At 67.5% G+C, this 23,693-nt stretch carries 27 protein-coding genes; 19 read left to right on the forward strand and 8 right to left on the reverse strand.

The features are described 5' to 3' along the window. Positions 1-17 precede the first annotated feature (17 nt). Together WBN46_RS04350 and WBN46_RS04355 are read left to right on the forward strand one after the other, a co-directional pair. On the forward strand, positions 18-284 hold the full coding sequence (locus tag WBN46_RS04350; protein ID WP_337730441.1) for a GlsB/YeaQ/YmgE family stress response membrane protein: 267 nt from the start codon (positions 18-20) through the stop codon (positions 282-284). A 168-nt stretch (positions 285-452) separates the two neighbouring features. Then, positions 453-1,595, forward strand: a complete 1,143-nt coding sequence (locus WBN46_RS04355; protein WP_337730442.1) for a serine hydrolase — start codon at positions 453-455, stop codon at positions 1,593-1,595. Here WBN46_RS04355 and WBN46_RS04360 read toward each other — a convergent pair. Then, on the reverse strand, positions 1,579-3,168 hold the full coding sequence (locus tag WBN46_RS04360) for a winged helix-turn-helix domain-containing protein (protein ID WP_337730443.1): 1,590 nt from the start codon (positions 3,166-3,168) through the stop codon (positions 1,579-1,581). The genes WBN46_RS04355 and WBN46_RS04360 overlap by 17 nt on opposite strands. A gap of 4 nt (positions 3,169-3,172) precedes the next feature. After that, positions 3,173-4,579, reverse strand: coding sequence for a mannose-1-phosphate guanylyltransferase/mannose-6-phosphate isomerase (locus tag WBN46_RS04365; protein ID WP_337730444.1), 1,407 nt, complete (start codon positions 4,577-4,579; stop codon positions 3,173-3,175). A gap of 72 nt (positions 4,580-4,651) precedes the next feature. Between WBN46_RS04365 and WBN46_RS04370 the strand changes: the two genes are divergently transcribed. After that, a complete protein-coding gene (locus tag WBN46_RS04370) occupies positions 4,652-5,668 on the forward strand; it encodes a phosphotransferase (protein WP_337730445.1) in 1,017 nt (338 codons plus the stop codon). Further along, positions 5,665-6,369, forward strand: a complete 705-nt coding sequence (gene murU / locus WBN46_RS04375; RefSeq protein ID WP_337730446.1) for an N-acetylmuramate alpha-1-phosphate uridylyltransferase MurU — start codon at positions 5,665-5,667, stop codon at positions 6,367-6,369. The genes WBN46_RS04370 and murU overlap by 4 nt, the downstream gene beginning before the upstream one ends. A 54-nt stretch (positions 6,370-6,423) precedes the next feature. On the opposite strand, the gene hda is transcribed toward murU, so the two are convergent. Genes hda through WBN46_RS04390 form a run of 3 tightly spaced genes read right to left on the reverse strand, consistent with a single transcriptional unit; the run spans position 6,424 to position 9,395 of the window. After that, positions 6,424-7,122: a DnaA regulatory inactivator Hda gene (gene hda / locus WBN46_RS04380; protein WP_337730447.1), complete on the reverse strand. Its 699-nt coding sequence runs from the start codon at positions 7,120-7,122 to the stop codon at positions 6,424-6,426. Positions 7,123-7,130: 8 nt separating this feature from the next. Next, a complete protein-coding gene (locus WBN46_RS04385; RefSeq protein WP_192200378.1) occupies positions 7,131-8,294 on the reverse strand; it encodes an AI-2E family transporter in 1,164 nt (387 codons plus the stop codon). 15 nt (positions 8,295-8,309) lie between these two features. After that, positions 8,310-9,395, reverse strand: a complete 1,086-nt coding sequence (locus tag WBN46_RS04390; protein ID WP_337730448.1) for a DUF2066 domain-containing protein — start codon at positions 9,393-9,395, stop codon at positions 8,310-8,312. 170 nt (positions 9,396-9,565) lie between these two features. Here WBN46_RS04390 and purM point away from each other — a divergent pair, with 170 nt between their 5' ends. From purM to WBN46_RS04420, 6 genes are read left to right on the forward strand one after another with little or no spacing between them, the layout of a single operon-like run. After that, complete coding sequence (purM, locus tag WBN46_RS04395) at positions 9,566-10,582, forward strand: phosphoribosylformylglycinamidine cyclo-ligase (RefSeq protein ID WP_337730449.1); 1,017 nt, start codon at positions 9,566-9,568, stop codon at positions 10,580-10,582. Positions 10,583-10,589: 7 nt separating this feature from the next. Then, positions 10,590-11,210 (forward strand): DUF2238 domain-containing protein, encoded by a 621-nt coding sequence (locus WBN46_RS04400; protein WP_337730450.1) that lies wholly within the window; start codon positions 10,590-10,592, stop codon positions 11,208-11,210. After that, the gene (gene purN, locus WBN46_RS04405; RefSeq protein ID WP_337730451.1) at positions 11,207-11,860 is read left to right on the forward strand and encodes a phosphoribosylglycinamide formyltransferase; all 654 of its coding nucleotides are present in this window, start codon (positions 11,207-11,209) and stop codon (positions 11,858-11,860) included. The genes WBN46_RS04400 and purN overlap by 4 nt, the downstream gene beginning before the upstream one ends. A gap of 13 nt (positions 11,861-11,873) precedes the next feature. Then, positions 11,874-12,590 carry a DUF3108 domain-containing protein gene (locus WBN46_RS04410; protein WP_337730452.1) on the forward strand — a complete coding sequence of 239 codons (717 nt, stop codon included), beginning with the start codon at positions 11,874-11,876 and terminating at the stop codon, positions 12,588-12,590. A gap of 5 nt (positions 12,591-12,595) precedes the next feature. Further along, a complete protein-coding gene (locus WBN46_RS04415) occupies positions 12,596-13,282 on the forward strand; it encodes a DUF3108 domain-containing protein (RefSeq protein WP_337730881.1) in 687 nt (228 codons plus the stop codon). A 39-nt stretch (positions 13,283-13,321) separates the two neighbouring features. Then, entirely contained in the window at positions 13,322-13,984 is a 663-nt protein-coding gene (locus tag WBN46_RS04420; protein ID WP_337730453.1) for a DUF3108 domain-containing protein, read from the forward strand. 44 nt (positions 13,985-14,028) lie between these two features. Here WBN46_RS04420 and WBN46_RS04425 read toward each other — a convergent pair whose 3' ends face one another. The 3 genes from WBN46_RS04425 to WBN46_RS04435 form a co-directional block, all read right to left on the reverse strand. Beyond that, entirely contained in the window at positions 14,029-14,367 is a 339-nt protein-coding gene (locus WBN46_RS04425) for an EF-hand domain-containing protein (RefSeq protein ID WP_337730454.1), read from the reverse strand. Then, positions 14,364-15,635: a UDP-N-acetylglucosamine 1-carboxyvinyltransferase gene (gene murA, locus WBN46_RS04430; protein ID WP_337730455.1), complete on the reverse strand. Its 1,272-nt coding sequence runs from the start codon at positions 15,633-15,635 to the stop codon at positions 14,364-14,366. Before murA ends, WBN46_RS04425 begins: the two co-directional genes overlap by 4 nt. Before the next feature lie 64 nt (positions 15,636-15,699). Further along, positions 15,700-15,939, reverse strand: coding sequence for a BolA family protein (locus WBN46_RS04435; RefSeq protein WP_192200371.1), 240 nt, complete (start codon positions 15,937-15,939; stop codon positions 15,700-15,702). A 53-nt stretch (positions 15,940-15,992) separates the two neighbouring features. Here WBN46_RS04435 and WBN46_RS04440 point away from each other — a divergent pair, with 53 nt between their 5' ends. The 9 genes from WBN46_RS04440 to rapZ all read left to right on the forward strand — a co-directional run bounded on the left by WBN46_RS04440 (position 15,993) and on the right by rapZ (position 23,538). Beyond that, complete coding sequence (locus WBN46_RS04440) at positions 15,993-16,997, forward strand: KpsF/GutQ family sugar-phosphate isomerase (protein WP_337730456.1); 1,005 nt, start codon at positions 15,993-15,995, stop codon at positions 16,995-16,997. Positions 16,998-17,059: 62 nt separating this feature from the next. Further along, entirely contained in the window at positions 17,060-17,605 is a 546-nt protein-coding gene (locus WBN46_RS04445) for an HAD hydrolase family protein (RefSeq protein ID WP_337730457.1), read from the forward strand. After that, a complete protein-coding gene (gene lptC / locus WBN46_RS04450; protein ID WP_337730458.1) occupies positions 17,602-18,165 on the forward strand; it encodes an LPS export ABC transporter periplasmic protein LptC in 564 nt (187 codons plus the stop codon). The genes WBN46_RS04445 and lptC overlap by 4 nt, the downstream gene beginning before the upstream one ends. Continuing rightward, positions 18,143-18,652 carry a lipopolysaccharide transport periplasmic protein LptA gene (lptA, locus tag WBN46_RS04455; RefSeq protein WP_337730459.1) on the forward strand — a complete coding sequence of 170 codons (510 nt, stop codon included), beginning with the start codon at positions 18,143-18,145 and terminating at the stop codon, positions 18,650-18,652. Before lptC ends, lptA begins: the two co-directional genes overlap by 23 nt. Further along, positions 18,652-19,371: an LPS export ABC transporter ATP-binding protein gene (gene lptB / locus WBN46_RS04460; RefSeq protein WP_142123602.1), complete on the forward strand. Its 720-nt coding sequence runs from the start codon at positions 18,652-18,654 to the stop codon at positions 19,369-19,371. The genes lptA and lptB overlap by 1 nt, the downstream gene beginning before the upstream one ends. A gap of 45 nt (positions 19,372-19,416) precedes the next feature. Further along, on the forward strand, positions 19,417-20,850 hold the full coding sequence (locus tag WBN46_RS04465; protein WP_337730460.1) for an RNA polymerase factor sigma-54: 1,434 nt from the start codon (positions 19,417-19,419) through the stop codon (positions 20,848-20,850). A gap of 261 nt (positions 20,851-21,111) precedes the next feature. Further along, positions 21,112-21,432, forward strand: coding sequence for a ribosome-associated translation inhibitor RaiA (raiA, locus tag WBN46_RS04470; RefSeq protein WP_142123600.1), 321 nt, complete (start codon positions 21,112-21,114; stop codon positions 21,430-21,432). A 235-nt stretch (positions 21,433-21,667) separates the two neighbouring features. Then, complete coding sequence (gene hprK, locus WBN46_RS04475) at positions 21,668-22,618, forward strand: HPr(Ser) kinase/phosphatase (protein WP_142123599.1); 951 nt, start codon at positions 21,668-21,670, stop codon at positions 22,616-22,618. Then, a complete protein-coding gene (gene rapZ / locus WBN46_RS04480) occupies positions 22,615-23,538 on the forward strand; it encodes an RNase adapter RapZ (RefSeq protein WP_337730461.1) in 924 nt (307 codons plus the stop codon). Before hprK ends, rapZ begins: the two co-directional genes overlap by 4 nt. Positions 23,539-23,693: the final 155 nt, after the last annotated feature.

Here is a 23,693-nt window from a genome sequence, read left to right on the forward strand (position 1 = left end):
CCAACTGGAGCGACTCGATGGAACAGATCTTTGGCGGCGGCATCCTCTGGACGTTGTTGATCGGCTTCCTCGCCGGCTTGCTGGCACGGGCCCTCAAGCCCGGCAACGACAAGCTCGGCTTCTTCATGACCATCGTGCTGGGCATCCTGGGCGCCCTGCTGGCGCGCTTCATCGGGGGTGCGCTGGGCTGGTACTCACCCGGCGAACCGGCAGGCTTCATCGCCTCGGTGATCGGCGCCATCGTGCTGCTCTTCATCTACGCCATGGTGAAGAAGAAGGCCTGAGCCGCCAGGGACAACCGGACGGCCCAGTGCCACGAAAAGCCCCGCCACGCGGGGCTTTTTCTTGTCCCCGTGCGGCGCGCACGACCGCTTTCATAATTCTTCATTCGGCTGTCAGGCGCTTCATCGAGGCCCGCGATGGAATGACGCTCCCTTCCAAGGAGTCATGCCATGCATCGTTCCCTGCTGTTGCTCTTCCTCGTCATGTCCCCCGTTGCACACGCGGCGGAGCCATCTGCCAGCGCCCCAGTCGTGCCGGAAGCCTATCGCCCGCCCGTGCCGATGCAGGATGGTTGGCAGACCGCCGACGCCCGTCGCGGCGGCTGGCAGGTTGATCGCCTGCAGGCGCTTCAAGCGGCCATCGCGAAGGGGGATTTCCCGGGCGTCACCAGTGTCGTCATCGCCCACCAGGGCAAGCTGGTGTACGAGCGCTACTTCAACGGCGGCGGCCCGGGCGTGCTCAACGACACGCGTTCGGCCACCAAGAGCGTCACCGCCCTGCTGCTGGGAGCGGCGATTGATCGCGGGCACATTCCCGGCGCGCAGGCGTCCGTGTATGCCTACTTCGCCGACAGGCAACCGTGGCAGCACCCCAGTCCGCGCAAGCAGCAAATGACGCTGAAAGACCTGCTCACGATGAGCTCGGCCTGGGAGTGCGACGACGAAAACCAGTTCTCCGCCGGCAACGAGGAGCGCATGTATCTGAGTGAGGACTGGACCCGGTTCGCGCTGGACCTGCCGATGCGCGGCTTCGCGCCGTGGATGACGCGACCCGAGGACAGCCCGCATGGCCGGGCCTTTTCGTACTGCACGGCGGGCAGCTTCCTGCTGGGCGCGGTGATTGAACGCGCAACAGGCAAGCCGCTGGCGACGTTCGCTGCCGAAGCACTGGAACACCCACTCGGTATCCGGCAGGTGCAGTGGAACAGGTCGTCGGAGGGTGTGGGCATGGGTGGCGGTGGAACGCGTTACCGCAGCCGCGACCTGGCCAAACTGGGGCAACTGGTAGCCGATGGCGGCCGCTGGCAGGGCCGGCAGATCATCTCCACGCCCTGGATCAACGCGGCACTGACGGTGCATGCGCAGGCGCGCGAGGATGCGGACTACGGCTACCAGTTCTGGCGGTTCCGGTTTCCGGGCAAGCAAGGAGAGCAGGCGGCATGGGCGATGTCGGGCAACGGCGGCAACTACGTCTTCATCGTGCCCGAACGGCAGTTGGTGGCAGTGATCACGCGGACTTCGTTCAACCAGCGCAACGTCCACCCGCAATCGCAACAGATGTTTGGCGACTACGTGCTCAAGGCGATGCCGTAAGGCGTTCCAGCAACGCGACGGGCACCTTGCGGTGCTCGAGCGCGACGCGCCGGTTCAGCGCATCCACGCTGCGGGCGAAGGCGGGCTCGGCAGCCAGCGTCCTGAACAACGGCGACACCCGCAGGTACGCCGCATCGCTGTAGCCCGCATCCACTGCGCGTTGCAGCGATGCGAGCGCCGCCGCGCGATCGCCGGCGGCCTCGCGCAGCACCACAACTTCAAGCCAGTCGGAGGGATAGCCCGCACCGTCCTCCAACTCGCGGGCAAGGCCGTCGGCACGCGCACTGGCCCACGCCGGGTCGACGGCGCCGGCATGGAGGCGGGCCAGCGTCGTCGGCAGGCTGGCACCGGGACGCAAGGCTTCCGCCTGCCGGTAGGCCGCCAGGGCAACCGCGGGATCGCCGCGCAGTTGCGCCAGTTCGGCCGCCAGCTGGAACAGGTCGGCATGTTCCGTGCCGCGCCGCATGGCCTGGTCCAGCGCGGCCTGCGCTTCCGTCGTGCGGCCGTGGCGGAACAGGAAACGCGGCCACGCGATGTTGGAGAACACGTTGTCGGGATACAGCGCGAAGCTCTGGCGATAACGCGCTTCCGCCGCCTGCGGATAGCCCAGCAGATCCAGGATGCCGGCGATCTGCACCTGCAGGTAGCGCACGCGCGCGGGATCGCCGCGCAATGATGTGTTCGCGAGCAGCGCCTGGGCGAGCCGCCCCTTGCGGTCATAGAGGTAGGCCGCGGACGCGCGGCTGTTGTCGGCGGTGGGGTCCAGTGCGACGGCACGTTCGTATCCGGCGAGCGCATCGTCGATACGGCCGCGACAGTCATGCGAATACCCCAGCGCGGCGTGGGCAGCCGCGCGCCTGGGCTCGGCGCGGATGGCCTGCTCTGCCAGCACTTGCGCGCGCGCCGCCCATTCCGGCGGGAAATTGAACAGGCAGACGCGGGCACTGTAGGCGCGGCTCAATCCGACCAGTGCATCCACGTTGCCGGGCTTTTCTTCTAGGGCTTGGCCGAAGAGTTCGACCGCGCGTTCGTTGTCGTCGCGCTGGCCGATGCTGGCGTAGTAGGCGGCACGCTGCAGCAACGAGGGCGGGGCGGTCGCCGTGGCCAGCGTACGGGCGTCCTTGCCATCGACATGCTGCTTCCACGCCCACAATCCCGTGCACGCTGCGAGCACCACGACGCCTGCCATGGCCATGACCACACGGCGTGATCGATGCGGCTTGGGTTCCGGCATGTTTGCGGGCTCGAAGGCAGGCATCGGTTCCGGGCGCGCGCACAACTGGTAGCCCTGCCCACGCACTGACCGCAGGTAGCGCGGACTGCGTCCGTCATCCCCCAGGGCCTGGCGCAGCAGCTTCACCCGCTGGGTGACGGTTTCCTCATTGACGATCGCCGGCGCCCACACGCGCTGGATGAGCTCATCGAAACCGACGACACGGTCGCCCTGTTCCAGCAGGTGGCGCAACAGCTGGAAGCTGAGACCCGCCACGTTGAGGAGTTCGCCATTGCGTTCGACGCGCTGCCGCTCCAGATCGATCACCAGATCGTCCAGGCGGTAGCGCACGGAGCTCACGCCATTACTCACTGCGACCGTAGACATCCTCGAAGCGGACGATGTCGTCTTCACCCAGATAACTGCCGGACTGCACTTCGATCAGCTCCAGCGGCACCTTGCCGGGATTCTCGAGGCGATGCTTCACGCCCAGCGGGATGTAGGTGCTCTCGTTCTCGGACAGCAACAGCGTCTCGTCGCCGCGCGTGACCTTCGCGGTACCGCTGACCACGATCCAGTGCTCGGCGCGGTGGTGGTGCATCTGCAGGCTCAATGCTGCCCCCGGCTTGACCTTGATGCGCTTCACCTGGTGGCGTCCGCCATTGTCGACCGAATCGTAGCTGCCCCACGGGCGGTGCACTTCGCGGTGCAGCACGGCCTGGCTGCGCTGCTCTTCCTTCAGCCGCGCCACCACCAGCTTCACGTCCTGCACGCGGTCCTTGCGGGCCACCAGCACGGCGTCGTCGGTCTCGACCACGACGATGTCGTCCACGCCCACCAGGGCCACCAGTCGTTGCGCGTAGGCGTAGCTGTTGCGACTGTCGACGGCGATCACGTCGCCGTGGTGGGCGTTGCCATCGGCATCGCGCTCCGCGACATCCCACAGCGCGGACCAGCTGCCGACGTCATTCCAGCCGATGTCCACCGGAAGCACCATCGCGTGATCCGTCTTCTCGAAGACCGCGTAGTCGATCGAGTCCGACGGACACGCAGTGAAGGCCTCCTTGTCGAGGCGGACAAAGTCGCCGTCGTGGCGCGCGGCTGCATGCGCCGCGCGCACGGCTTCGACGATGTCGGGGCGGAAACGCGCGAGTTCTTCCAGATAGCGGCTGGCGCGGAACAGGAACATGCCGCTGTTCCAGTAGTAGCCGCCCGCATCGAGGTAAGACCGGGCCGTGGCGGCATCGGGCTTCTCGACGAAGCGCGACACCTTCCGCAGGCCGTCGCCGGCTTCGGCCTGGATGTAGCCGAATCCGGTTTCCGGCGCATCCGGCACGATCCCGAACGTCACCAACGCGCCGGCGTCGGCTGCAGGCAACGCTTCGCGCACGGCGCGCTGGAAGGCGGCCTCGTCGCGCACCACATGATCCGATGGCAGCACCAGCAGCAGCGGATCGGCGCCGCCGGCCATCGCCTGCAGCGCGGCCGCCGCGATCGCGGGAGCCGTGTTGCGACCAACCGGCTCAAGCAGGATCGCCGGTGTTGGCGCGCCGATCTGCCGGAGCTGTTCCGCGACCAGGAACCGGTGTTCCTCGTTCGCCACCACGATGGGGCCCAGATCCGCGATGGCTTCGACACGACGCCAGGTCGCCTGCACCATCGTGTCGTCGCCCGCCAGTGGCAGGAACTGTTTGGGATACGCCTCGCGCGAGAGCGGCCACAGGCGCGTGCCGGAGCCGCCGGAAAGCAGCACAGGTTGGAGTTTGGCCATGCAAGCCTCGCAAGTCGGTAGGGCGCCAGTTTACCCTGTAGGCCTTTATCGCCTGTGCCCGGTCGCGACCGCATGAACCCAACGATTCAGGACCCCTCGGGGCGGGAAGCCCAGCGCCTGGAGTGGGCACGTGGCGCGCTCGGCGACCCGTTCGCGCAGTTGGAACGCGCATCGATGGATGCCGGGTTCCGCAGCTACTGGCGCAGCCTGGGCGACGGGCCTGGGCGCATCGTGATGGATTCGCCCCCCGGCCTGGAGGACGTGCGTCCATGGCTGGCCATGCGCGAGCTGCTGGCGGGCGGCGACGTGCGCGTGCCCGACGTGCTGGCCATCGACACCGAGCACGGCTTCCTGCTGCTGGAAGACCTGGGTGGCCCGACCCTCGCGCACGTCATCAGCGACGACAATGCGGACACCTGGTTCGATGCCGCCATCGAACAGTTGCTGCGCCTGCAGGCGATCAAGCCGCCGGCGGGCATGGGCGAATTCGGCGAAGCCCTGCTGCAACGCGATGCGGGACTGTTCGACGAGTGGTTCCTGCGGCGCCACCTGGGCCTGACGCTGGACTGCGGCGAAACCGAGGGGCTGGAACTGGCACAGCGGCGCCTGATGGACAATGCGCTGAAGCAGGCGCGCGTGCTGACCCATCGCGACTTCATGCCGCGCAATCTGATGCCGGTGACGCCGGGGCCGGCGGTGATCGATTTCCAGGACTGCGTCCGCGGCCCCATCGCGTACGACGCGATGAGCCTGTTCAAGGATGCCTTCCTGAGTTGGCCGGTGGAGCGCGTGGACGGCTGGCTGGCGCGCTACCACGCCCGCGCCACCCGTGCCGGGCTGCCGGTGCCGGAGCTGAAGGTGTTCCTGCGCGATGCGGACTGGATGGGCATCCAGCGGCACCTGAAGATCCTCGGCATCTTCTCCCGCCTGCATTACCGCGACGGCAAGATCCGCTACCTGCCCGACGTGCCACGCTTCGTCCGCTATCTGGACGAGGTGTTGCCACGCTATCCGGAACTGGCGGGCCTGCACACCTTGCTTGATGCGCGCATCAAGCCCGTACTGCATGCGCGCGGTGAGATCGCATGAAGGCATTGGTCTTCGCGGCGGGACTCGGCGAGCGCATGCGCCCGCTGACCGACCACACACCCAAGCCGCTGATAGAAGCCGGAGGCAAGCCGCTGATCGTCTGGCACCTGGAGAAACTGGCGGCGATGGGCGTGGACGAGGTGGTGGTCAACACCAGCTGGCTGGCCGACCGCTTCCCGGCGGTGCTCGGCGATGGCGCGCGCTGGGGCCTGCGGCTGCACTACCTGCATGAAGGCGACACGCCGCTTGAAACCGGTGGCGGCATGCTCAACGCACGGCCCTTGCTCGGCGAAGCGCCGTTCCTGCTGGTCAATGGCGACATCTGGACCGATTTCGATTTCGCGCGGCTGCCGCGTGAGCCGCAGGGCTTGGCACACCTGGTGATGATCGATCCACCCGGCTACGCCACCCACGGCGATTTCGCGTTGGATCCTTCCGGACATGTGCGGCGCGACGGCGGACGGCGCCTCACGTACGCCGGCATCGGCGTCTACCGCGCAGCGCTGCTGGACAACTGGCCGAGGCACGTAGACGACGATGTAGGCGTGACTGCGAACGGTAAGCCCCGCTTCCGCTTGGCGCCGATCTTGCGCGCGCACATGGACGCCGACGGAATCCACGGCGAACACCACCCCGGCTGCTGGACGGACGTAGGTACGCCGCAACGGTTGGCAGAACTGGAAGCCACGCTGAGTGTGTAGCCAAAAGCGTTCTTCCCTGCGCTACGCGGGAAGCATCGCGGGCAAGGCCCGCTCCTAAAGCACGCTGCGCAGGAACGGCACCGTGATACGTCGCTGCGCCGCGAGCGATGCGCGATCGAGGCGGTCCAGCAGCGCCACCAGCGCGCCCAGATCACGATCGGTCCGCGTGAGGAGCCACTCCAGCGCAGCGTCTTCCAGCACCAGGCCGCGCCGCTGCGCACGTTCGCGCAGCACATCACGCCGCCCCGCCTCGTCGAGCGGATCGAGCATCACGCGCAGGCACTGCTGCAAGCGTGAACGCAGGTCGGGGAGATCAAGGCCGATGTCGTCGGGGATACCGCGTGCGGTGTACAGCACGTTCAATCCGGAGGCACGCGCGCGGTTGTGGAAATCGAACAGCGCCACTTCATCCTCGCGCGTACCGGCGATCACTTCGATGCCGTCCAGCGCAACCACATCATTGCCCTCCAGTGCGTCGAGTGCATCGCGCAACCTGCCGGCGGCAGCCGTCATCGGCAGGTAGGCCGCGCGACGATGCTGCTGTTCGGCGGCAGCGCACAGCGCCAGTGCGAGATGGGTCTTGCCCGTCCTAGACGGGCCGGCCAGATAGACCCAGTCCGCGCCCGGCCTGGTTGCCAGGGCACCCAGCGCCGCCAACGCGCCCTGCGGCGGACCGATGAAGCTCTCGAAGCGTTGATCCGGCGGATAGCGCAGCGCCAACGGCAATTGCGGACCGAGGTCGGTACCCTGCATGTCCCTGCTCACGGCGTATCGGTGTCGCGCGCCGGCGCCTGCTCCACGCTGCCCTTGTCGATGTACGAGTCCAGCACGATGGAGGGGCGGTCACCGGCGTACAGCCGGCTCTGCGTGTAGCGTTCGTGGGCGAAGCGCAGCAGTACGTTGGCGATCGCCGCCACCGGCAACGCCAGCAGCATGCCAAGGAAGCCGAACAACTGGCCGCCGGCCATGATGGCGAAGATCACAGCGACCGGGTGCAGGCCGATGCGATCGCCCACGATGCGGGGCGTCAGCACGTAGCCTTCCAGCATCTGGCCGACCACGAACACGCCCAGCACCATCGCCACCAGCGACCAGTCGCCGCCGGACTGCACCAGCGCGGCGATCACGCCCAGCACGATGCCGGTGGCGGTACCGAGGTAAGGCACGAAGCTGATCAGGCCGGCGATGATGCCGATCAGCAGGCCGACCTTCAGCCCCACCACCGACAGGCCGGCCGCGTAGATCGCGCCCAATGCCAGCATCACCAGGAACTGGCCGCGCAGGAAGGCGCCGAGCACTTCGTTCGATTCCAGCGCCAGCCGCGTGACCGTGGCGATATGGTCGCGCGGCACCAGCGCTGCGACGCGTTCGACCAGGATGTCCCAGTCGCGCAGGAAGTAGAACGTCAGGATGGGCAGCAGCACCAGGTTGGCGACCCACGCCATCACCGCGAAACCGGAGCGCGAGAAATAGCCGAACATCGTGGCCGCCACGCCACCGGCCTGTTGCCAGTGGCCACGCACCCATTCGGTCAGCCGGTCCGGGTCCAGCCACGCGACCAGTTCCAGCCCGGTGCGGCGCTCCACCCACGGCAGCGCGGTCTGCACGAACCAGTCCCGATAAGCCGGCAGCGATTCGATCACCGTGACCACCTGACGTTCGATCATCGGCACCAGGATCACAAGCGCCAGCACCAGCAGCAGCAGCATCAGCGTGAACACCAGCACCACCGCCACGGTGCGCGAGCGCCCCGAGCGTTCCAGCCGGTCGACCCATGGGTCGCCAAGCCAGCCCAGCAGTGCCGCGCAGACAAACGGCGTCAGCACGGGCGCCAGCAGCCAGACCAGCCAGCCGACGATCACCGCGACCAGCAGCCATTGCCAGCGGCGGGCCAGCGTTCCGACCGGCGTGGGAGAGAGATCCATGGGCATCCTTGTGGCTCAGCGCATCTGGTAGGCCGGCGGCTCGCCTTCGCCACCGGTGAAGGGGGCTTCGTCGCCCATCGTGCGACGGAACCCGGCCAGGCCCGACACGAGCTCCAGGTCGAACTCGACGATATCGCCGTTGGCACGCACCGGGGTGATGCGGCGGACCACTGCCATCTTCTGCAGATGCCCGGTCAGGCGCAGGTAATCGTCCGTGCTGCGGATGCCCGTGAAGAGCACGCGATAGGTACCCGCGGGGCCCGCACTGCCGCGCTTGCCGTAGCGCTTCACCAGCGCATCGGCGGTGCCGTCGGCACCGGAGGCCATCGCGCGGCGCGCATCGGCGTCGGTCACCGACCACTTCGCCAGCACCTTGCCGGCATCGACGAACACCCAGTCGGCGGTCCAGCCACCCTTGGCACTGCGGTACAGCTTGCCGATCAGCTGCATCGGCGGGCTGTAGCGGGCCGACGCGCGCGCGACGGCGGCGGTGTCCTGGCGCCAGATGGCGCCGACCAGCGCCTGTTCCGCCGCGCCGCCGGCCGGCAGGCCGAGGCCGTAGCCACGCTCGATGGCGCGGTTGAGCAGCGGGCGCGCGGCATTGGACTGCGGCAAGCCAACCAGGCGCGGACCGCTGCCGTCGTTGATCGCCAGCCAGACCACCGGCTTCGGGCGTGGCTGCGGCCACACGGGCAGGCCGAGCGCGCCCGCCAGGCCATTGACCTGGTCTTCATCGAACCGCACCACCAGCGTGGTTCGGAAGGTGGGGGCGCCGGTGGGCGACGTGCCCTGGTCCTGCCGGTAGTCGTAGCCGTCCACATAGTCCTTGGCGTTGCGCAACTCGGCACCGACGCCAGGGCGCGACATCGCCGACCGGTCGCCCGACAGTTTGCCCAGCACCGTTCCCAGCGCGCGTGCGAAGCCGCCCTGCCGCTCTTCCTCGCCCTGCCCGTTGACCGGCACCTCGGCCTGATACAGCCCGCGCGCGGAGACCGCGTCGCCTTCGGTGCGCAAGCCCGATTGGGCGTGTGCGACGGGCGTCGTGGTCATGGCCGCCAACAGCACGGCGGTGGCGAGGGCGAAACCTGGGATCCAGCGCATCGAGCGTCCTTGGGCTCTGCAGACCCTGTGAATTGTTGCCCGAATGGCCCGCCATCGCCAACGGCACCCGTTCAGGACGGCCGCGAGGCCTGCCGATTCCATTAAAATCACGCCTCTTGCCCCATCGACGACCGCCCGTGACCCAGCCGACGCCTTCCGCCCCCACCCCGATGACCTATCGCGACGCGGGTGTCGACATCGACGCCGGCAACGAGCTGGTCGAACGCATCAAGCCGCTGGTCAAGCGCAGCTTCCGGCCGGAAGTGATGGGCGGACTGGGTGGCTTCGGCGCGCTGTTCGACCTGTCCGGCAAATACCGTGAGCCGGTGCTGGTCTCCGGCACCGACGGCGTGGGCACGAAGCTGAAGCTGGCGCAGCAACTGGGCCGCCACGACACCATCGGCATCGACCTGGTCGCCATGTGCGTGAACGACGTGCTGGTGCAGGGCGCCGAGCCGCTGTTCTTCCTGGATTACTTCGCGACCGGCAAGCTGGACGTGGACACCACGGTGTCGGTGGTCGGTGGCATCGCCCGGGGATGCGAGCTTTCCGGCTGTGCACTGATCGGCGGCGAGACCGCCGAGATGCCCGACATGTACGGCCCCGGCGAATACGACCTCGCCGGTTTCTGCGTGGCGGCGGTGGAGAAGTCGAAACTGCTCGACGGCGCCAAGGTACGCGCGGGCGACGTGTTGATCGGCGTGGCCTCCAGCGGCCCGCATTCCAACGGTTACTCGCTGGTGCGGCGCATCTACGACCGCGCCGGCCGTCCCGCCGACATCGATGTGGGCGGCGTGAAGCTGGCCGATGCCCTGATGGCACCGACCACGCTGTACGTGAAGCCCGTGCTGGAGCTGCTGCAGGCGCACGACCTGCATGCGATGGCGCACATCACCGGCGGCGGCCTGACCGAGAACATCATCCGCGTGATCCCGGACGGCCTGGGCCTGGACATCGACGCCAGTGCGTGGACGCTGCCGCCCGTGTTCGACTGGCTGCAACGGGAAGGCGCGGTGGAGAACGCCGAGATGTGGCGCACCTTCAACTGCGGCATCGGCTTCGTGCTGGTGGTTGCGCCGGACCAGCTTGCCGCCGTGCAGGCGGATCTCGTCCGCCTGCAACTGGCGCACTGGCAGATCGGTGAAGTCGTCACCGCCCACGGCGGCGAACGCGTCCGCATCGGCTGAGCGCGGCATGCCGCGCAGCAAGGGGATCGTCTTCGGACTGACGCTGGCGGTGTTCGCCGCCAGCTGGATCGCGCCGCGGTGGCCGGTCGAACAGGCCATGCACAGCAGCCTGACCGTGCTCGGACTGGCCTGGCTGTGGTGGCATGACCGCCGCTGGCCGCTGCGGCCGGTGCATTTCGCCCTGATCTGCGCCTTCATCGTGGCGCACTGCATCGGCGCGCGCTGGCTGTATTCCTACGTACCGTACGATGCGTGGCTGCAGGCCGCGACGGGCTGGTCGCCGGCGGAAGCGTTCGGCTGGCAGCGCAACCACTTTGACCGCTTCATCCACCTGATGTACGGAGTCTGCTTCACGCCCGCCGTCTGGCATTGGCTGCGCCAGCGCTGGTCACGGCTATCGGTGGGCCAGGCGTTCACGCTGGCGGTGATGCTGATCATGTGCACGAGCCTGCTATACGAATGGCTGGAGTGGGGCATCGCGCTGACCATGTCGCCCGAGGCGGCCGAGTCCTACAACGGCCAGCAGGGTGATGGGTGGGACGCGCATGCCGACATGCTGCTGGCCACGGTCGGTGCGTTGCTGGTCTGGCCACTGGCGCGCGCCGAGCGTCACGGCGTGAAGGCATGACCGCGCGCGTCGCGGTACTGGCCTCCGGCCGCGGCAGCAACCTGCAGGCCATCCTGCAGGCCATTGCCGACGGCACCCTCGATGCCGACGTGGTGGGCGTGTTCTCCGACAAGCCGACCGCCCCTGCCCTGCGTCTGGTCCCGGCAGCGCGGCGCTGGAGCGCGCGACCCGCAGCATTCCCGGATCGTGCCGCATACGAGGCCGCCCTGGCGGACGCTGTCGCCGCCACCGGTCCGGACTGGGTGGTCTGCGCAGGCTACATGCGCATCTTGGGCGATGCCTTCATCTCCCGCTTCCGCGGCCGGCTGCTGAACATCCATCCGTCGCTGCTGCCCAAATACCGCGGCTTGCACACGCACGCCCGCGCGCTTGAGGCCGGCGACACCGAGCATGGCGCGAGTGTCCACTTCGTCATTCCTGAACTGGATGCCGGGGCGGTGATCGCCCAGGCGCGGGTACCGGTCCTGCCCGGCGACACGCCGGAAGCACTGGCCGCACGCCTGCTCCCGCGCGAGCACGCCCTGTTGCTGGCCGTGCTGCGCCTGGCCGCCAGCGGCAACTTGGCTGAACAGGGCGACATCACGCTCTGTCACGGTCAGCCGCTATTAAATGCGCTGTCCCTAGATTCAGCCGACCGTCTGCTCCCCTGACCTGCTTGCCCCGATGCTTTGCCCACTCCGCTCCCTGCTGCTCGGCCTGTCCCTGGCCGGCGCCACCGCGCCCGCGCTGGCGCTGGAGCCGTTCGTGGCCAGCTACCAGGCCTACAACGAGGGCAAGCTGGCCGGCAGCGCAAGCATGAAGGTCGCGCCCAGGACCGGCAGCCAGTGGCAGATCGATCTGGATGTGAAAGGTACACGTGGTTTTGCGCGATTGGCCGGGTTGAACATCGAGCAGAGCACCGTATTCGATGCCAGCGACAACCAGTTTCGTCCGCTCAGCCAAGCCACGGCCCGCCGCGCCCTGCTCATGGGCAAGAGCATGGTCGGCACTTATGACTGGACCAACCGCACCGCCCAATGGCGGGGCGACATCAAGAAAGACCGCCGTGCACCGTTGTCGCTGCAGACAGGCGACATGAGCGCCCTGCTGATGAACCTGGCCGTGATCCGCGACGCCGCACCGGGGCGCGAGCTCAACTACCGCGTGGTGGACAACGGCCGCATCCGCGACTATCAGTACGTCGTGTCGTCCGAGCCCGAGATCGTGAGTGTCGAGGACCTGAGCTACAGTGCCCTGCGTGTCAGCCGGGCGAACGGCGGCAACGACGAAACCATTTTCTGGGTCGCCGACGGCGTGCCCACCCCCGTGCGCATCCTGCAGCGGGAGAACGGTCAGGACGGCGTCGATCTGCGCCTGGTCGAATACCAGGGAGTACCTTGAACATGATGAAGACCACGCTCCACTCTCCGCGCACACTGCTGGCTGCCGCGATCCTCGCCAGCGCCAGCGCACCCGCGTTCGCCGTCGAGGCCTTCACCGCGCAGTACAACGCCAGCGCCCTGGGCATGGTCGGCGAAGGCCAGATGGCGGTCGCGCCGCAGCCCGGCAACCGCTGGCAGTACACGCTGACCGTGCGCAACCAGGCCGTGGACCTGAGCCAGAAGACCGTGTTCGACGTGCAGGATGGCCGCATGCGGCCGCTGAGCAGCAGCGACAGCTCTCGCCTGTTGATCAAGAAGAAGAACGTCAACACGGTGTATGACTGGTCCAAGGCGCAGGCCACCTGGAGCGGCGATGTGAAGCCCGACCGCGCCGGCCCGGTGAAGCTGGCCGCCGGCGACATGGACGCCCTGCTGGTCAACCTGGCCATCGTGCGTGACGTGGCGGCGGGCAAGCCATTGACCTACCGCATGGTGGAAAACGGCCGCGCGAAGCCGATGACCTACCAGGTTGCCGGCAAGGAGCGCATCACGATTGGCGGCAAGCCGCAGGACGCCACCAAGGTGGTACGCACCGACGGCGACAAGCAGACCATCGTCTGGGTGGTGGCCGACGCGCCGGTGCCGGCGCGCATCCTGCAGCGTGAAAACGGACAGGACACCATCGACCTGACGCTCAAGTCCTGGCGCTGAGCCACGCGCTCCCGCATTTCCGAGACCCCCATGACACGGATGTCCGTCCTCCTCACGGCCGCGCTGGCCACGGTGGCCCTCCCCGCCCATGCGCTCAAGCCGTTTACGGCGCAATACGAGGCGTCCTTCAAAGGCATCTCGGCTGGCGGCGCGATGTCGCTCAGCCAGCAGGGCAACCGCTGGACCTACGCGATGGGCATCCGCAACACGATGGCGAACCTGAGCCAGGCTACGGTGTTCGAGGACGCGGCCGGCCGCTACCGGCCACTGGGTGGCAGCGATCGTGCCACGTACCTGATGAAGACCCGCTCGGTCATCACCGTCTACAACTGGAAAGGCATGCAGGCGCGCTGGACCGGCGACGTGAAACCGCAACGCGCGGGCCCCGTGGCCATGCAGCCGGGCGACATGGGTGCATTGCTGGTCAACCTCGCGCTGGTGCGCGACGTCGGCTTCGGTCGTACGGTCATGAGCTATCGCCTGCTGGAGAACGGCAAGGCCAAGCCGATGACCTACCGCGTGGCCGGCCGCGAGAAGATCACCGTGGGTGGTCGCGCGCTGGACACGATCAAGGTGGTGCAGAGCGCGGGCGGCAAGCAGACCACCGCGTGGATCGCCGCCGGCGTTCCCGCGCCGGTCCGCATCGTGCAGCGGGAAGACGGCAGCGACGTGTTCCGCCTGCAACTTACATCCTGGCGCTGAATCCTCCAGACACCCATGAAAAAGCCCGGCCAGGCCGGGCTTTTTCATTTGGCCGCTGCGTCCGCGGCCTGGAATACCGTCTTGCAGTCCATGCGGATCGTCCCGCTGCCGTTGCGCCACGCGTAAGCGTTGCACTGCCGGTTTCCGTCCTGCGTCTGCTCGACTACCACCGAGAACACCGCCTGCGCGATCTCGCCCTGGGTCACGGTGCCGTCGCCATTCCAGTCCATGTCCCGGGTGGTGATGCCATGCGTGGCGGCCGAACCGGTGTAATGCAGCCACGCCACCAGCGCGAGCAGCCCCACCACGATGCCCAACAGGATCTTGCGACGAAGGGGGAACCGCGAGCGGTTCCCGGACAGCGTGGGGTCGCGCCGGCTCACGATACGCGCCTGATCTGCGCGCCAAGGCCGCCAAGCTTCTCTTCGATGTTCTCGTAACCACGATCAAGGTGGTAGATGCGGTCGATGGTGGTTTCGCCCTCGGCCACCAGGCCCGCCAGGATCAGCGAAGCGGAAGCTCGCAGGTCGGTCGCCATCACGGGCGCCCCTCCCAGCCTTTCGACGCCGCGCACGATGGCCGTATGTCCTTCGACGCGGATGTCCGCGCCCAGGCGCAGCAATTCGTTGACGTGCATGAAGCGGTTTTCGAAGATCGTCTCGTTGATCACGCCCACGCCGTCGGCCACGCAGTTCAACGCCATGAACTGCGCCTGCATGTCGGTCGGGAACGCCGGGTACGGTGCAGTGGTCAGGCTGACGGCTTTCGGGCGCTTGCCCTGCATGTCCAGCGTGATGCTGTCGGCCGTGGTCTCGATCTTCGCACCGGCTTCGGTGAGCTTGTCCAGTACGGCTTCCAGCGTGTCAGGCCGTGCATTGCGCGCGGTGACCCTGCCGCCGGTCATCGCCGCCGCGACGAGGAAGGTGCCCGTTTCAATGCGGTCCGGCACCACCGAGTGGCGGCCGCCGCCCAAGCGCTCGACGCCATGGATGACGATGCGCGACGTGCCGGCGCCTTCGATCTTCGCGCCCAGCGCATTGAGGCATTCGGCCAGGTCGGTGACTTCCGGCTCCATCGCCGCGTTTTCCAGCACCGTGGTGCCTTCGGCCAGCGCCGCCGCCGCCATCACGTTCTCGGTGCCGGTCACGGTGACCATGTCGAACACGAAGCGTGCGCCCTTCAATCGTGCGGCACGCGCCTTGATGTAGCCGTTCTCGACGGTGATCTCCGCGCCCAGCGCCTGCAGGCCCTTGATATGCTGGTCGACCGGACGCGAACCGATCGCACAGCCACCCGGCAGCGATACCACCGCGGCACCATGGCGCGCGACCAGCGGGCCGAGCACGAGGATCGACGCGCGCATGGTTTTCACCAGTTCATAGGGCGCGACGAAGCGGCTGACGGTGGTGGGATCGACGGTGATGCCGCGGCCCTTGGCCAGCGTGCCCTCGTCGATGGTGATGCCCGCGCCCAGCTCGCCCAGCAGCTTCACGGTGGTCACCACGTCGTGCAGATGCGGCACGTTGGTGATCTCCACCGGCGCATCCGCCAGCAGCGTCGCACACAGGATGGGGAGCACGGCGTTCTTGGCGCCCGAGATGGTGACTTCGCCGTTGAGCGTGTTGCCACCGGTGACGATGATCTTCTGCATGGAAATCCGGAAGGGAGAATTCGGGTGGAGGACGGAATCGACGTGGATCGCTGGCTGCCACGCTTCAGCGGGCGGCGCCAGCCTCGTCGGGAGTCACGGTCTTGAGCTGCAACGCATGGATCGCGCCGCCCATCAGGTCGCCCAGCGTGGCGTAGACCATGCGGTGGCGGGCCAGGGGCAGCTTGCCGCGGAACGCATCGGACACGACGGTCGCCTCGAAATGGACGCCATCGTCGCCCTGGACATCGGCGCGTGCGCCCGGCAGGCCGGTTTCGATCAGTTTACGGATGGTTTCGGCGTCCAACGGGCTTTCCTAATAAAATACCCGGCCATTCTACCCGCCGGCGCCCCGTCCGCATGTCCCAGCCGTCCCCCCTGACACCCCCCGTCTCGCCTGCCAGCCTGGCGGCCAGCGGCCGTCGGGTCATCGAGATCGAGGCGCGTGCACTGGATGCCCTGGCCGCCCGTATCGACGGCACGTTCTCGGCGGCCTGCCAGGCGATCCTCGCCGGCCAGGGCCGCGTGGTGTGCACCGGCATGGGCAAGTCCGGGCACGTGGCGCGCAAGATCGCGGCGACGCTGGCCTCCACCGGCACGCCGGCGTTCTACGTGCACCCGGGCGAAGCCGGGCATGGCGACCTGGGCATGATCACCGACGCCGACATCGTGCTGGCGCTGTCGTACTCGGGCGAGTCGGACGAGGTGCTGATGTTGCTGCCGGTCCTGAAGCGCCAGGGCAACCTCGTCATCGGCATGACCGGCCGGCCGCAGTCCACGCTGGCGCGCGAGAGCGACCTCCACCTGGACGTCAGCGTTCCCGCAGAAGCCTGCCCGCTGGACCTCGCTCCGACCAGCAGCACCACCGCCTCGCTGGCGATGGGCGATGCGCTGGCCGTGGCTCTGCTGGATGCACGCGGCTTCACCGCCGACGACTTTGCCCGTTCGCACCCGGCCGGGAGCCTCGGCCGCCGTCTGCTGCTGCACATCACCGACGTGATGCATGCAGGCGATGACGTGCCGCGCGTAGGCGCGGATGCCACCCTCAGCGAGGCGCTGATGGAGATGAGCCGCAAGCGCCTCGGCATGACGGCGGTGGTCGATGCCGACGGCCGACTGGCCGGACTGTTCACCGACGGCGACCTGCGCCGCACGCTCGACGATCCGGCAATGGATGTACGTACCGCCCGGATCGCCGACGTGATGACACGGCACCCGAGGACCATCGGTGCGGACCAACTCGCGGTCGAAGCCGCGCGCCTGATGGAAACCCACAAGATCAGCGGCCTGATCGTGGTGGACGATGAACAGCGTCCGCTTGGCGCCCTGAACATTCACGACCTGTTGCGTGCCCGCGTGGTGTAAACCGCAGGGTCGTCCTTGCCCCGACCCTTGCGTTGCCCCCATCCCCACCCGATCCTGTCCCCATGCCCCTTCGCCATCTCCATGACCTGACCGATGACGTGCTGGCCCGCGCCGCGCGCATTCGCCTGGCGTGCTTCGACGTGGACGGGACATTGACCGATGGCCGCCTGTACCTGGACGGCGAAGGTCGCGAACAGAAGGCTTTCCATGTGCAGGATGGCCAGGGGCTTGTGCTGCTGAAGCGTGCCGGCATTGAAGTGGCCTTCATCACGGCCCGCGGTGGCACGGTCGCCGTCGCCCGCGGTCGCGAACTGGGCGTGCAGGTCTTCACCGGCATCAAGGACAAACTGGTCAAGGTGCGCGAGTTGTGCCTTTCGGGAGGGATCGGCCTGGAGCAGGTCGCCTTCATGGGGGACGACCTTCCCGACGTGCCGCCGTTCTCCGCCGTAGGCCTCGCCATCGCGCCTGCGGACGCGCACCCGTGGACGGCCCGGCACGCGCACTGGCGCACCCGCCGGGCGGGAGGCCAGGGCGCGGCGCGCGAGGCCTGCGACCTGCTGCTGGGCGTGCAGGGCCATGCACCCACCTTCGAAGGAGGCACCGCATGAGCTGGCGCACCACGCTGGGCCTGGTCCTGCTGCTGGCGGCCATCGTGAGTGGCTGGTCGGCCTGGAAGAACCGCGACATTCCCGCAGCCAACCGCGTGGTGGTCGACCGATCGGACTACGTGATGCGCGACTTCGAAATGATCGCACTCAACGGAGAGGGGCAAGAGGCCGTAGCGGTGCGTGCCCCCGAGATGGCGCGCAATCCGCACGACCAGACCTTCACCATCACCACCCCGCTGTTCCTGCTGCCGGAAGAAGATGGCCGGTCGTGGGAACTGCGCTCCAAGACCGGCTGGCTCAGCGCGAAGGGCGAGGAATTGCGCCTGAAGGGCAATGTGCATGGCACGTCACCGAAGGGCGGCACCCGCCAGGCGGAATTCCGCACGGACACGTTGAACGTGTTCCCCGACCGGGACGTGGCGCAGACCGATGACGTGGTGACGGTTACCCAGCCCGGCTCTAGACTGAGCGGGCGCGGTTTTGAGACCAATCTCAAGACCAAGGACTACACATTCAAATCCGAGGTGAGATCCATCTATGAACCGCGCTCTGCTCGCTAGTGCCGCACTGTTGCTCCTGCTGCCCGTCGCAGGTGCCATGGCCAAGTCCACGGACCGCAACCAGGCCATGACCATCGATTCCGGCAGCCAGTCCGGCAACATGGAAGGCAATGGCAAGACCTTGCTGGGCGGTGGCGTGGTCGTCACCCAGGGGTCGCTGGAAATCCGCTCCAACGCCGCCGAGATCCACATGGCCGACGGCGAGATCTCGCGCTCCATCTTCACCGGCAAGCAGGTGAAGATGAAGCAGCAGATGGACGACGGCAGCTGGATGGATGCCCAGGCCGACCGCGTCGAATACGACATGAAGTCGGAGACCATCACCTTCATCGGCAACTACACCGTGAAATCCGACCGCGGCTCCAACAGCGGGCAGCGCATGGTCTACAACACCAAGTCGGGCAACATGGAAAGCGGCGGCGACGGCACCCGCGTGCGCACCGTGATCCAGCCCAAGGCGGCGGCACCCGCGCAGGGCAAGAACTGATGCTCACCGCGAAGGGACTGCGCAAGCGCTACAAGCAGCGCGAGGTCGTCGCCGACTTCGGGCTGACCCTGCAGCCGGGCGAAGTGGTCGGCCTGCTGGGCCCGAACGGCGCCGGCAAGACCACCTGCTTCTACATGATCGTCGGCCTGGTGGCCGCGGACGCAGGCACCATCGAACTGGACGGCAAGGACATCACCGCGCAGCCGATGTACCAGCGCGCCAAGCTGGGCGTGGGCTACCTGCCGCAGGAACCTTCGGTCTTCCGCAAGCTCAGCGTGGCCGACAACATCCGCCTGGTACTGGAACTGCGCGAGGATCTGGACAGCGCGGGCATCGAACGCGAACTGGCCTCGCTGCTGGACGAACTGCAGATCACCCATGTTTCCGACCAGCTGGGCGCCAGCCTGTCCGGCGGTGAGCGCCGGCGCGTGGAAATCGCCCGCGCGCTGGCTGCGCGACCGCGCCTGATGCTCCTGGACGAACCGTTCGCCGGCGTGGACCCCATCTCCGTCGGCGAGATCCAGCGCATCGTGAAGCACCTCAAGGATCGCGGCATCGGCGTCCTCATCACCGACCACAACGTGCGCGAAACCTTGGGAATCTGCGACCGGGCGTATATCCTCAATGCCGGTAGCGTTCTGGCGCAGGGGGCCCCGGACGCACTGCTGGCCAATCCGGACGTACGCCGGGTCTATCTGGGCGAAACCTTCCGCCTGTGATCCCGTCGGCGGCTCTTGGCCGCCTTTCGGGTTCCAGGGTCGGACATGAAGCCACGCCTGCAGACATCGCTGGGACAACATCTGGTCATGACGCCACAGCTGCGTCAGGCCATCCGGCTGTTGCAGATGTCCACGGCCGAACTCGAGATCGAGTTGACCGAGGCGGTGGAGACCAATCCCCTGCTCGACTGGACCGAGGCCGACGAAGAGCCTGTGCCCACGCACGGTGCGGAAGATGACCGTCCGCCCGAAGAAAGCCCCAGGGAGGCCGAACGCGACGCGCCCGACGATCGCGACGACTGGTCGCCGGATGAAGGGCCATGGACCTCCTCGAGCGGCGGCTCGTTTGACGACGAAGACGGCGGCAGCCCGGCCGAGCGCGTGGCCGAAGCCGATACGCTGCACGGGCACCTGCTGTGGCAACTCCACCTGTCCCACCTCTCCCCGCGCGACCGCCGCATCGGCGCCACTCTGATCGATGCGCTGGAAGAAGACGGTTACCTGCGCGAGCCGTTGTCCGGCATCGTGCAGGCGCTGCGTCCGGATATCGAGGCGGACGAAGAGGACGTCCTCGTCGTCCTGCACCAGGTGCAACGTTTCGACCCGGTGGGCGTGGCGGCGCGGACGCTCGGGGAATGCCTGCACCTGCAGTTGGCGGTACTCAGCGACGACACGCCGGGCAAGGCGCTGGCCCTGCAGATCGCCGACACCGCCCTGGAGCGCCTGCCGCGCAGCGGCGTGGCCGGCATCGCCCAGGAGTTGAAACGGCCCGTCGCCGAGGTGGACGAGGCCGTGCACCTGCTGCGCACGCTCGATCCCAAGCCCGGGGCGCAGATCGGCGACCTCTCGCACGACACCTATGTGGTGCCCGACTGCGTGGTCTGGCGCCAGCGTGGCGTATGGCGCGCCGCGCTCGCAGGCAGCACGCTGCCGCGGATCGCGATCCATCGCGGCTACGAACAGATGATCCGGCAATGCGGCGACAGCGATGCCGGTTACCTCAAGGCGCAACTGCAGGAGGCCCGCTGGCTGCTGAAAAGCGTCGAAGCGCGCGGCGAGACCCTGCTCAAGGTCATGCGCTGCCTGCTGCACCAGCAAGCCGGCTTCCTGGAATTCGGCGAGCAGGCGCTGCGCCCGCTGACGCTGCGCGACGTGGCCGAAGAAGTGGGCCTGCACGAATCCACCGTGTCGCGCGCCATCGCCCGCAAGTATGTCCGTACGCCGCGCGGCACCCTTCCCATGCGCGCCTTCTTCGCCTCCGGCATCGACACCGAGGGCGGCGGTGAAGCATCCAGCACCGCCATCCAGGCGATGATCCGCCAGCTGGTCGATGCCGAGAACCCCCGCAAGCCGCTGTCCGATGCGAAGCTCGCTGACCTGCTCAAGGCGTCCGGCATTCCGGTGGCGCGACGCACCGTGGCCAAGTACCGCGAAGCATTGAACATCCTCTCTTCGCACGAACGCGTGCGCATCGCCTGAATCCTGCTTGGCGCGCACCGGTTCCGTGATCGCGTTCCGGGGCGGCGCAACGCATTTTTCACACCAGCTCACACTGCGCGAAAAAGAACGCGCCAGAGGTTGATAGTTGCCGCCGACGGGTCCATCTTTGAACCTGGAAGCACCGCTTCCCATCGCAACTGACAGAGGAGGATTGCCGGAACCCAGACCCTGTCCGCGTTGTCATTCCATGACACGCCATCCGCGCCCTGCGCGCGGTTCTACCGACCCGAAGGAGGCAACATGCGTATCGAGACTTACGGCCATGAAATCGAAGTCACTCCCGCCCTGCGCGAATACGTCGAAACCAAACTGAAGCGGCTCGAACGCCACTTCGAGCAACCCTTCGAGGTCCGTACGCAGCTGGGAACCCGCAAGCCCGATTACCTGGCCGAGGCCACGATCATTGTGGCGGGTCGCACCCTGCACGCCGACGCCGGCGCGCAGACCATGTACGCCGCCATCGACATCCTGGCCGACAAGCTCGACCGCCTGCTGGTCAAGCACAAGGAAAAGCGCAACGATGTCCATCGCACCGCTGCGCGCGGAGAGCTGATCGGCTGACGCCGGCCGCACGTGACGCCACGCAAGGTCGCTCCGCCCCGCGGAGCGGCCTTCACTGATCCCGGCGCGCACCGCATGCACGCAGCGCGCCGCCAAGCGCCCGCGCGGTCGCGAACCCGCGGATGGGCCATTACACTGGCAGACGCCGCTCCCGGCATGCGAACGCGACGACGATGTCGATGCGCGCCTTGCTGCCCCGGGCCCGGCACCCCCTCCTGCCGGCCGCCTCCGCATGATGAATACCAGCATCACCGCCCGTGAACTGTTCGATCAGCAGAAGGACAAGCTGGCCCTGCGCTGGCTGGCGGGCCAGAAGGGCGAGAAGCGGATACTCGAATCCGGCGACACCGTGTCGCGGCGCCCCTCGCTCGCCGGTTATCTCAACGCGGTGTATCCCAACAAGGTGCAGATCCTGGGCACCGAGGAACTGACCTGGCTGGATTCACTGGATTCCCGCCAACGCTGGGAGACGATCGAGAAGATCGTGCAGGCCAAGCCGCTGGCGCTGGTGATCAGCAAGAACCAGTCCTGCCCCGAGGACCTGCGCGAGGCGGCGAACGAGAACGACACGCCGCTGTGGCTCTCCCCCAAGCGCGGACATGAGCTGCTCAATCATCTGTCCTACCACCTGGCGCGCACACTCGCGCCGCGGGTCACGCTGCATGGCGTGTTCATGGAAATCTATTCCATTGGCGTGCTGATCACCGGCGAAGCCGGGTCCGGCAAGAGCGAACTGGCCCTGGAACTGCTGAGCCGTGGCCACCGGCTGGTCGCCGACGACGCCCCCGAGTTCACCCAGATCGCACCGGACGTGCTGGACGGCACCTGTCCCGAGCTGCTGCAGGACCTGCTGGAAGTGCGTGGCCTGGGGGTGCTCAACGTCCGCGAGATGTTCGGCGACACGGCGGTGAAGAAGAACAAGTACCTGCGCCTGATCGTGCACCTGACCCGGCCGATGACCGAGCCCAATCCCCATGGCTACGAGCGCCTGACCGGCGATTCCGGCACCCGCCACGTGCTGGACCTGGACGTGCCGCTGATCACCCTGCCCGTCATGCCCGGCCGCAACCTGGCCGTGCTCACCGAAGCGGCGACGCGCCTGCACATCCTGCGCACCAAGGGCATCGACCCTGCCGCCATGTTCATCGCCCGCCACAGCAACCTGCTGGAGCGCAGCACGCCATGACGCAGGCCGATGACAACCCCGTGGACGCACACGAAGAGAACGGCACAACGCCTCCACTTCCACCGACCGTGGTGATCGTCAGCGGCCTGTCCGGCTCGGGCAAGTCGGTGGCGCTGAAGACCTTCGAGGACCTCGACTACTACTGCATCGACAATCTGCCGGTGGACCTGTTGCCATCCTTCGTCCGCAGTCTGATGCGCGAGGACGAGCTGCCGCCCAGGATCGCCATCGGCATCGATGTGCGCAGCCGCCAGAGCGACCTATCCAAACTCGCCCAGTGGCGCGCCGCACTGGCGCAGTTGGGGTTGGAAGGCAGGCTGATCTTCTTCGATGCCGATGACGAGGTGCTCCTTCGCCGTTACTCGGACACCCGCCGCCGCCACCCGCTGGGCCACGGTGGACTGTCCCTGCAGGAAGCCATCCACCAGGAACGGGCGATCATCCAGCCCCTGCGGGACGAGGCCGATGTCGTCATTGACACCAGCCAGCTCAACGTCCACCAGCTGCGCCGCCGGATCATCGCCGAGTTCGCCTTCAACAAGGGCACGCAGCTCTCGCTGCTGTTCGAATCCTTCGCCTACAAGCGGGGCGTGCCCGCCGACGCCGACTTCGTGTTCGATGCACGGGTGCTGCCCAATCCGCACTGGAACCCCGAACTGCGCCCGTACGCCGGCCGGGATCCCAAGGTGCGGGCATTCCTCGACGCCCAACCGGAGGTCGCCGAGTACGTCGGCCAGGTCAGCGGCTTCCTGGATACCTGGCTGCCCCGCCTGCGCGGCGAGACCCGCAGCTACGTGACCATCGCCTTCGGTTGCACCGGCGGCAAGCACCGTTCGGTCTACCTGGCCGAAACCATGGCGCGGCATGCGCGCGAGCAGGGCTGGGAAGAAGTCGCCACCTTCCACCGCGAGCTGGACTGACCCCGTCGCAGGACGGGCTTTCGCCCCGACCCGGCACCCCGGACACCCTGTTTGGAGGCGAAAAACCGTCGGGGCCACAGCCCTTCCTGCATCACAGCACTCCGGAACCACGGGCCGGAGTGCCAGGCAACAACGTCTACGCCGCTCGGCGAAGA

The sequence above is a fragment of the Pseudoxanthomonas sp. CCNWLW251 genome, from assembly GCF_037402255.1.
Classification (GTDB): domain Bacteria; phylum Pseudomonadota; class Gammaproteobacteria; order Xanthomonadales; family Xanthomonadaceae; genus Pseudoxanthomonas_A.